This window comes from Blastocatellia bacterium (assembly GCA_035573895.1).
Taxonomy (GTDB): Bacteria; Acidobacteriota; Blastocatellia; order HR10; family HR10; genus DATLZR01.
This window is the reverse complement of record DATLZR010000170.1, coordinates 1-9677: the sequence shown is the minus strand read 5'-3', so window position 1 is coordinate 9677 and position 9677 is coordinate 1. Positions and strand designations below refer to the sequence as shown.

The following is a 9677-nucleotide window of genomic DNA, read 5'->3' as shown; positions in this document are numbered from 1 at the left end:
GGCTCCCGCCAGCGTCAGATCACTAACAACGGAGCCGCCAACTTCGCTCCCTTCTTTCATCCCGACGGCAAGCGGATCATCTTCGCCTCGAATCTTCACAATCCCCAGGGACGGGATTTTGATCTGTATTTGATCAACGATGATGGGACGAAGCTGGAACGGATCACCTTCAATCCCACATTCGATGGCTTCCCCATGTTTTCTCCCGACGGGCGGAAGCTCGTCTTCGCCTCCAACCGCAATGCCAAAGCGCCGGGGGAAACGAACATTTTCATCGCCGACTGGATTCCATAAAGGGAGCTGACGCGAGGTCGCTCGTTTCATCGGTCAGGGAAGCTGCTGATGCGCTATTACCACGACAAGCATTTTTCGGTGCGCGAGGCCAGAGAAGTACTGGCGCGCCTGCGACCGCACATCGAGCGCATGGTCGCGCTGGCCCGACGGCTTGAGGCCAGCGGCTTCAACATTCATCTGCGGCAATACCGCTTCGGCTGGCACCCCGATACGCTCGGACCATATCCGCCTGAGTTTCACGAGCTGGTGGAGATCATCCAGAGGCTCCACCGCGCCGGTGTTCTGGTGAAGGGAGTGGAAGAGGGGCTTGTTGATTTTCCTCATCTTCGAGCTGATGGCGAAGAGGTTTACCTCTGCTGGAAGCTGGGTGAACCTGAACTGGCCTACTGGCATCCGCTCGATACCGGATTTGCCGGACGACAGCCCCTGGAAGAAACGGGCGGGTGATCGTGAGATGACGGGGGAATCGCCCTGGGATCAGATCCCGGCTGAGGAGAAAGAGCGGTGCCTCGGCGGCATCCGACCGGAACGCGCCCTCCACAACATCCTCCAGCGACGGGCCGAACGCGCCCGAGGTGAACCGAGCGCAACCGGTCGTAAAACGGCCTTCATCATGCAGGGCGGCGGCATGCGCGGCGTCTTCAGCGCCGGTGCGATCATTGCTCTGGAAGCTCTCGGCTTCACCGAAGGATTCGATGCCGTCTACGGAACATCGGCGGGAGCCATTAACGGAGCCTACTTTCTGGCCGGACAGTCTGCCTTCGGCACCTCGATCTATTACCAAGACATCGCCAATCGCCGGTTCATCCGCCTCAGCCGCTGGAGAAAGATCGTGGACATGGATTTTCTCTTTGACGAGATCATCGCCGGGAAGAAACGGCTCGTCCTCGAACGCATCCGACAAAACCGCACGCCGCTCTACATTGTGGCGACGGATGTGGAAACCGCCCGCGAGACGCTCTTTTGCAGTCATGACGAGGAGCTTGACCTGCTGGCGGCACTCAAGGCCAGTTCAGCCATGCCGATTCTCTATCACCGTCCGGTGAATGTGAACGGGCGTCGGTATCTCGATGGAGGGATCGTGGATGCGATTCCCATCGAGCGGGCCATCGCCGATGGCTGCACCGATCTCCTCGTTGTCTTCACCGTGCCGAAAATTCATCGGGCGCACCCTCCGGGGTGGCTGGAACGGTGGTTGGCCCGGCGGCTTCTTCGTCCGCTCAATCCGGCTCTGGAAGCCGCCTTCTGCCACCGACATGAAGCCGGACAGCGTGCTCTCGATCTCGCTCTGGGACGAGTGCATCCGGATGCCACGGTGAACATCGTCGCCGTCTTTCCCGATCCGACGTCTCCTTTGCACCGGCTGACGACGACGGCGGACATTCTCTGGAAGGCAGCACGTGAATGCTGTCATCGCGTGTGGCGACTCTTCGCCGGTGCCGAGGCTATCCCCCCGGAGCCTCTTCCCTGGATGTCCTGATGAACGATCAGCCGGCGGTCCGTCGCGCGATCCGCATGCGCTCACTTGAAGCCGTAGTAATCGGCCACCTGTTCGGCGATGCGGGCGAGGGCGTCCTCCAGATAGGCGCCGACGCCGTAATGATTGGCCGTGAAGATCACGATCACGATGTGGTATTTGTTATTCTCCAGCACGCCGACATCATTGGCGACGAAGGGGAGAAAATCTCCGGTCTTGTGGGGCACGGCGTAGCCGGTCACGTATTTAGGGATGCGGGTGCGATAAATTTGTCCCCGCATGATCTGGAGCATCTGCTCGCTCGCTTTTTTGCTGACGGCTTCGCCTCGCACGATCTTCTCCAGCAGCCGACCGATATCGCGGGGGGACGCGAGGCCGAAGGCCGTTTTCCCCTCCCGATGGAAAGCCGCCGGATTGGGAGCCGCCCGGAGAGCGGCGAACCATGTCTCGGTGGGACCGGTGGCGCGAATCGTCGTGAGTCCGTAGCTGCGCATGAGGGCGTTGACCGACTCCGCCCCGCCGACTTTCTCCAACAGGACATCGGTCGCCGTGTTATCGCTGACGATGTTCATGAGCGTGATCAGATCCCGAAGGGTGAGACTCGCCCCTTCATCGAGGCTGCGCAACACGCCCGTGCCCGGTCGCTTATCCTTGTTCTGGAGCGTGTAGCGATCATCGAGAGACAATTTCCCCGCTTCCACCTGACGAAAGACTTCGACCATCAGGGGGATTTTGATCACGCTCATCGTCTCCATGACCTGATCGGCATTGAGGGCGATCTCCTCCCCCGTCTCCAGGCACTTGATATAAATGCCCCAGGTCGCGTTGATGCTGCGGGTGATGCGCTCGATATTGGCGCGAAGTCGTTCTAGAGGCGGCACGGGCTGTTGCGCCTGAAGCGGAGCGCCCGCCGTCAAAATGATCGCCGCGATGGCCAATCTCAGATGAACGTGCCCAAAGACCCTCTTTTTCACAGCGCGCATCGGTTCTCCTCCCTCTTGACTGAATGCGTGTAACAACCGGGGCCGATCATTATATGTCCGCCGGGAGGCAGGGGCAATGACCCCGGTCGGAGATCGTGGAGGCTTTCGGAGCTGTAACCATCGGCTTCAACGTGCCGTAGTAACGCTCGGAACACACATGGTGCGACTCGTCAACCTGAAGGAGGTAAAGCAATGAAGATCAGACGAGTTTTTCTGATACTCTCCCTGCTTCTGTTTCTTCCCGTCATGGCGGCGGCGCAGACGAAACTCTTGCGCCATCCGACCTATCACAACGGGAAGGTCGCTTTCAGCTATCTGGGTGACATCTGGGTGGCCAACGAGGACGGCACCGGCGTCCAGCGCCTGACCGTCCATCGCGCCCGCGATGTCTACCCGCGATTCTCTCCCGATGGGAAATGGATCGCTTTTTCCTCGAATCGCTACGGCAACTACGATGTCTTCGTCATGCCGGCTCAAGGGGGTCAGCCCAAACAGCTCACCTTCCACACCGGCAATGACACGGTCGTCGGCTGGACGCCCGACGGCAAGAAGATCATCTTTCAAGCCTCGCGCAACGACGGCGTCTTCCCCGGCATCCCCAGCCTCTACGAAGTTCCGCTCGAAGGAGGGCTCGAAGAGCGCATTCCCACCGATTGGGGCTACTGGGGAAGCTATTCGCCCGATGGCAAGAAGTTCGCCTTCAATCGCCACCCGATGGTCTGGTGGCGCAAACACTATCGCGGGTCCTACGCCGCCGACCTCTGGGTGATGGATGTGGCTTCCAAGAAATTCGTCCGCCTGGGCGATGATGATTACAAGGGCAACTACTTCTGGCCGATGTACGGACAAAACGGCGAAATTTACTTTGTCGCCGACATTCTGCCCAACGAGAAGAACATCAAACCGGGCAGCCCCGACGTCCTCAAGAGCGTCAACAACATCTGGAAGATCTCCGAGCGCGGCGGCAAGCCCGTTCAGGTCACCCGTCATACGAGCGGGAGCCTCTTTTTCCCTTCGATTTCCAGCGACCGGCGCGTCATCGTCTATGAGGAGAATTTCGGCATCTGGAAGCTCGATCTGGCGACGGGCCGAACGAGCGAGATCAAAATCACCATCGCTTCCGATGACAAGGAGAATTACATCGAAACCCTCACCATCCAAAACGAAGCCGACAGCTACGATCTTTCGCCGACGACGCGGCGGGCCGTGATCTCCACACATGGAGAACTGTTCACCATCGCCACCGAACGCGGCGATATTCAACGGGTGACCGAGTCCTACTTCCGCGACAGAGATCCCGAATGGTCTCCCGACGGCAAGTGGATCGCCTTCGTGTCGGATCGGTCGGGCCGCGATGAGGTCTGGATCACCGACGAACTGGGAAAGACGCTCAAGAAGCTGTCGGATTCCGATACCGAGAAGGTAGCGATTGCCTGGGCGCCGGATTCCAAGTCGCTCGTCTATTCGGCCTCGGATCATAAGCTCTATCGGGTGGAAATCGAGAGCGGTCGGACGCAGGTCATCGCCGAGAGCGATGTCTCGAACATTCAGAACCCACAGTTTTCGCCCGACGGCCAGTGGATCTCTTACACGAAACTCGATCGCGATCTGCGGCCTCACGTCTACGTGATCCCATCAACGGGCGGACAGGAGCGCCATATCGGCAACGAGAACACCTTCAGCGAATCCGGAGCCCAGTGGACTCCCGACGGCAAGAAGCTCATCTTCCTGGCCGGATTCGTACAGGGAGGGAGCGCCACCGTGCGACAGAACGTGGCGCAGGTTTACATCGTCTCGCTCCAGAAGGAAGAGCGCAGTCCCACCGAACGAGACATTGATACCGAAGAAGAAGCGGTGGCCGCCGAGCGGACAGGCCGCCCGCGGTTCGGCCCTCCAGGGGGCGGCGAGCCGCAGCGCGTCGAAGTGAAGATTGACTGGGACGGACTCGACCGCCGGATCCGCCAGCTCACGCGGCTGAGCGACAATATCACAACGGCCGTTCCCTCTCCCGACAGTCGTCTGATTGCCTTCGTGGCCGTGAGCACCGATGACGGTCGCCCGACGTCGTCCATCTACACGATTCAGGAAGATGGGCAGCGCCTGACGCGCATAACGCAAATTCAGCCGCCGAGCGAAGGTGAGGATGGGCCGCCGCCGGGATTCGGCGGATTCGGTGGCGGTCTGCGATCGCTGCAATTCTCCCGCGATGGCCGCACGCTCTACTTCATGCAGGGCAATGGCATCTACGCCGTGAGCGTCGGCGGCCCCGGAGGCGGCGACGCGCAGGCGCAAGCTCCCGCGCCCGGCGGACCCGCAGCCGGACGATCCGCCGAACGACGGCGACTCACCTTCACAGCTCGCGTCGAAGTGGATCACCGCGCCGAGTGGAAACAGGTCTTCAACGAAAGCTGGCGCGTGATGAAGAATCGCTTCTATGATCCCAACATGCACGGCGTGGACTGGGCCAAGATGAAGACCATCTACGAGCCGCTGATGGACTATGTCGGCGATCAGGAGGAGATGCATAACGTCGTCAGTCAGATGATCGGCGAGCTGAATGCCTCGCACACCGGCATCAGCGGCGGCCAGGGGCCCGGCGGCGATGATCAACCGCGCATCCAGACGCGCTATCCCGGATTCGAGATCGTGCCCGATCCGTCGGGTTATTACCGCGTCAGCTACATCTACAAGAACGGCCCCGCCGACAAAGACTATGTCAAGATCAGCGTGGGCGATTACATCCTGGCCATTGACGACCAACCGCTCAAGGCGGGCGACAACTACTGGAAGTACTACAACTCCGTGCCGGGGCGGAAGTTCGAGTTCACCGTCAACTCCAAGCCCACGTTCGAAGGGGCGTGGAAGACCAAAGTCGAACCCGTCAGCGGCGGAGCCTACACGACGCTCGTCTACGAGAAGTGGGTGGCCGAACGAAAGGCTCTCGTTGATAAGCTCTCTCAAGGCGAGATCGGCTATCTCCACATTCGCCAGATGAACCAGCCGTCGCTCGCACGGTTCATCCGCGATCTGATCGAGAACCGGTTCAAGAAGGCGCTCATCATTGATCAGCGGTTCAATCCCGGCGGCGGTATTGATCAAGAGTTGCTGCAGATCCTCCAGCAGCGGCAGTATCAATACACGCGCCAGCGGGATTCCGTGGTGCTGACGCGGCCGCAGCGGGCCTTCTTCGGGCCGATGGTGGTCATGCAGAATGAGCGTTCCACCAGCGATGCCGAAGTCTTCCCCGACGGGTTCCGCACGCTCGGCCTGGGCAAGATCGTGGGCACGACAACCTACGGAGCCGTGATCGGCACGGGCTCCTATCGCCTGATGGACGGCTCGCAAATTCGCACGCCGGGCACCGGATTGTGGAACGTCAAAGGCTACAATCTGGAAAATTACGGCGTGCCGCCCGATGTCTACGTGGATAACACGCCGGAAGATTTCCTCAAAGGCCGCGACGCGCAACTGGAGAAAGCCGTCGAGGTGCTCAAAGAGGAACTGAAGCGGACCGTCGTGCCCGAAAGTCCCACCGGGGGGTCAGCGCGACGGGGCGCATAAGCGATAAGTGACGTAGCATTCACCGTCCCGGCGCACCATCCACCACGAAGAGCCTTATTATCCTCTGCGCCGGGACGGTGATTCCATCCCTTCAACCGTCCGGACGCGTGAATGAGACGGCGCCTTCGCCATCCTCCGGCGCATGCCTGGGGTTCACTCGCGCTTCACCCCAGGCTAGATCGGGCCGCCCGCTTGGCGGGCTTGGGGGAAATTATTTTTGGCTGCCTCCCGATCCTGGGGTTCGCTTGCGCTCACGCCAGGCTAGATTCGAGTCGCCCGCTTCGCGGGTTCAACGCCTGTTTTTTCGGCTCGCGTCCCCTCGCATTCCGACAGACTCGACCGAGTGGGAAAACGCGGGCGGCCTCCTTTGGCCGCCCGTACTTTATTTCGCCAGCTCCGATGTGAGTGTGCCTCCGCCCAGTTGGGGCAAAGTGGCGACGGTTTTAATCGGCCGGCGTGTATCCCTGGCGATCCACAGCATTACCTTGTCGGCATCGCCCTCGGCCGAGGTGACTTCGAGCTTGAACGCCTCGTAGGTGCCCGCCGGAACCGTCACCTTCTCCACGCCCACAACTTTCACCTGCATGAGCTTGACCTTCTGCCGCTGGATATCGAAGTTGCGAAACGTGGTCGAGTAGCCTTCTGCGAGCGGCAGCGTAGCCAGCACGACGCTTGCGCCTGCGCCGTCAGCGAACAATGGTCCGCCGAGATCGGCTTCGATCGGTCGGGTCTGGCCTCCGAGGGTCATCGTCCCGCTGGCCTTGTTATCCTTGAAGGTTACCTCGATGGCCATCGGCCCCTGTTTGATCGTGCGCTTTGTCACCGCGAGGGTGTCCTTGTCGAGCACGGTCGTGTCGCTGATTTCACCCATCGGCAGCGCTGCCGTCTCGCTGGCCACCCAGGCGTTGCCTTCCTGCCGGATCGTGAGAGTCGAGGTGAAGGTGATGGACTGGCCGGCGACCTCGATCTTGCCCTGATATGTCGCCGAAGTCGGCTCTAAGGCGATTGACGGTTTGGGCAAGCCCACCGATGCCGCCTCGATGCGCTTAGGCATGACAACCGTCTTGACATCCACGGTTATTTCCTTGAGCCGCGTGGCGACCTCAGGCGGCATGTCTTCCTGATAGCGACCGCCCAGATGCTTGGCCAGAAACTTCTCGGCCGCCGCAATCATCGCCATCTGGTTGACCGGTCGGGCGAACCCGTGTCCCTCATCGGGCGCAACCAGATACTCGACCGGAAAGCCGCGATCCCGGAGCGCAACGACGATCTGATCCGATTCGGATTTCTTCACGCGGGGGTCATTTGCGCCTTGAACCACAAGGAGCGGCGTTTTGATCCTGTGCGCCGAATTGAGCGGCGATTGGCGTTCCAGTTGGGCTCGGCCTTCAGGCGTCGAAGGGTCGCCCATGCGGTGAAGAAAGATTTTACGAAAGGCTTCCCAGTAGGGCGGGATGGATTCAAGCAGCGTGATCAGATTGGAGGGTCCGACAATTGAAACCGCTGCCGCATAGAGGTCGGGCGTGAAGGCCACGCCCGCGAGCGTCGCATAGCCGCCGTAGGAGCCGCCCATGATCCCGATGCGCTTGGGATCGGCGATTCCTTGCTCGATGAGATACTTCACGCCCCAGGTGATGTCGTCCTGCATCTTCTCGCCCCATTGCTTGTTGCCGGCATTGAGGAATTTCTTGCCGTAGCCGGTCGAGCCGCGGAAATTGGGCTGCAAGACGGCATAGCCACGATTGGCCAGAAACTGCGCATAGGTATTGTAACCCCAGATGTCGCGCGCCCACGGGCCGCCGTGCGGAAAAACAATAACGGGCAGATTCTTCGGCTCGACGCCTTTGGGCAGCGTCAGATAGGCCGGTATCTCCAGCCCGTCTGATGACTTGTAGCGGATCACCTTCATCGAAGCCAGGTGCTGGCGCGGCAGTCGCTCGCGGATGCGATACTGAAAGGTGAGTTTCTTAGTCCGGCGGTCGAAGAGATAGGTCTCGCCCGGCTCGGTGTCGCTGCTGGCATTGATCAGAAAGAGCTGTTCGTCTTTGGTCGAGGAGCCCAGGTTGATCTCTTTGCCCGGCAGCCGCTTCTTCAACAACTCGTAGTCGGCCTGGTAGGACTTATCGCGGAAATAGACGCGCGGGCGATCGTCCACGTAGGCCGTTCCGATCAGCTCATCGGTCAAATCGGAGAAGATCGCCTGGCTGAGATCCACGCGCTTGAGCGGATCCGATTCAACGACTTCTTCCTTCCCCGTCTCCGGATCGAACAGCGTCAGGCGAACGAGGTCCACATCATCGCCTTTGTTGGTGACCATGTAGACGCGCTTGCCGTCCTTGTGGAATCGAACTGGCCCGCAGGTCTCGAAGATGGAACAGGAATAGACCTTCGTGAAGCCGTCGGGATCAACCCGCAGCACTTCGGTATCGCCGTTATCGGCGATGCGGGCCGCCAGGCGAAGCTGGCCCTTGAGATCGAAGACCCAGCTCGAAATCCGTTCGGTGTTTTTGCGGATGAGCGTGCGCTCGCCGGTCGAAATTTTCACTTTGTAGAGGTCATGCCAGGCGGGATCTCGATCGTTGAGACCGACGTAGATGAGGTCGGGGTCGGTTTTGGGAACGTCATAGATGATGGCTCGCACGCCTTTGAGGTCGGTCAGGTTGCGCGCCGTCGGGACGTCGCGTCCGGGAGCCGGGCTCTCCAACGGGCTCACGGCGTAGACGTTGAAGTTCTCATCGCCATCGTTATCCCTGACGAAAAGGATATAGCGGCTATCGCGGCTCCAGAAGAAAGCGGGGATCGGGCGCTTGGTCTCGCTCGTCAGGCGACGGGCTGCCGTGAAGGGCTCGTTGGTGCGCTTGACCCAGATGTTGCGGGTGTCATTCCAGGGTTTGAGGAATGCGATGAACTGGCCATCGGGTGAGATCTGCGCTCCGGCGATTTCAGGGTTGCCGAAGAATAGTTCGCGGTCAATGAGCGGTGGCAATCCCGATTGCTGCGCCCGCGTGAGCGCTGCCGGAATCACCAGCATAATGAGCAGAGTGACGATGCCGATACGAACGGCCATAGATCTTGCCCTCCGATGAATGGGTGCGAGATGCTTGCTTCTCCGCATAACTCCTCCTCAGTGGTTTTGATGGAAATCACGAATTAGTGTCGCCGTTTCCGGCCGAGTTGTCCAGCCGATCCGGAAGTCCTCTCACTGCCGAGGGTAACGCCCGGGGCGATGATGATGGGCATCTGCTGCATGAGTCGGGCGGACAGGCGGCGAGCCTGTTCATCCCCCCGCCAGTGAAGGAGCAGAGCCAGAATGATTCCGGCATACCACAAACTCATCGGCACCAGATGGAGCGTGAACCCGA

General features: G+C 60.2%; 7 protein-coding genes. 4 read left to right on the top strand and 3 right to left on the bottom strand.

The features are described 5' to 3' along the window. The 3 genes from VNM72_15090 to VNM72_15080 form a co-directional block, all read left to right on the top strand. Positions 1–294: hypothetical protein (locus VNM72_15090; GenBank protein ID HXF06720.1), on the top strand; the 294-nt coding region annotated here is incomplete at its 5' end. 48 nt (positions 295–342) lie between these two features. Next, a complete protein-coding gene (locus tag VNM72_15085) occupies positions 343–741 on the top strand; it encodes a DUF2203 domain-containing protein (GenBank protein HXF06719.1) in 399 nt (132 codons plus the stop codon). A 7-nt stretch (positions 742–748) separates the two neighbouring features. After that, positions 749–1774 carry a patatin family protein gene (locus tag VNM72_15080; GenBank protein HXF06718.1) on the top strand — a complete coding sequence of 342 codons (1026 nt, stop codon included), beginning with the start codon at positions 749–751 and terminating at the stop codon, positions 1772–1774. Positions 1775–1815: 41 nt separating this feature from the next. On the opposite strand, the gene VNM72_15075 is transcribed toward VNM72_15080, so the two are convergent. Then, a complete protein-coding gene (locus VNM72_15075; protein ID HXF06717.1) occupies positions 1816–2754 on the bottom strand; it encodes a serine hydrolase in 939 nt (312 codons plus the stop codon). A gap of 192 nt (positions 2755–2946) precedes the next feature. Between VNM72_15075 and VNM72_15070 the strand changes: the two genes are divergently transcribed. Continuing rightward, positions 2947–6315 carry a S41 family peptidase gene (locus VNM72_15070; GenBank protein HXF06716.1) on the top strand — a complete coding sequence of 1123 codons (3369 nt, stop codon included), beginning with the start codon at positions 2947–2949 and terminating at the stop codon, positions 6313–6315. A gap of 382 nt (positions 6316–6697) precedes the next feature. Here the strand turns inward: VNM72_15070 and VNM72_15065 are convergent, their stop codons facing one another. Then, a complete protein-coding gene (locus tag VNM72_15065; protein HXF06715.1) occupies positions 6698–9382 on the bottom strand; it encodes an alpha/beta fold hydrolase in 2685 nt (894 codons plus the stop codon). An 83-nt stretch (positions 9383–9465) separates the two neighbouring features. Then, a partial coding sequence (locus VNM72_15060) for a hypothetical protein (protein ID HXF06714.1) occupies positions 9466–9677 on the bottom strand: 212 nt, incomplete at its 5' end.

Bases quoted from the DNA above. Each gene is read 5' to 3' on its own strand.
- VNM72_15075 (HXF06717.1), bottom strand. From the start codon at position 2,754: ATGCGCGCTGTGAAAAAGAGGGTCTTTGGGCACGTTCATCTGAGATTG.
- VNM72_15065 (HXF06715.1), bottom strand. From the start codon at position 9,382: ATGGCCGTTCGTATCGGCATCGTCACTCTGCTCATTATGCTGGTGATT.
- VNM72_15080 (HXF06718.1), top strand. From the start codon at position 749: ATGACGGGGGAATCGCCCTGGGATCAGATCCCGGCTGAGGAGAAAGAG.
- VNM72_15070 (HXF06716.1), top strand. From the start codon at position 2,947: ATGAAGATCAGACGAGTTTTTCTGATACTCTCCCTGCTTCTGTTTCTT.
- VNM72_15085 (HXF06719.1), top strand. From the start codon at position 343: ATGCGCTATTACCACGACAAGCATTTTTCGGTGCGCGAGGCCAGAGAA.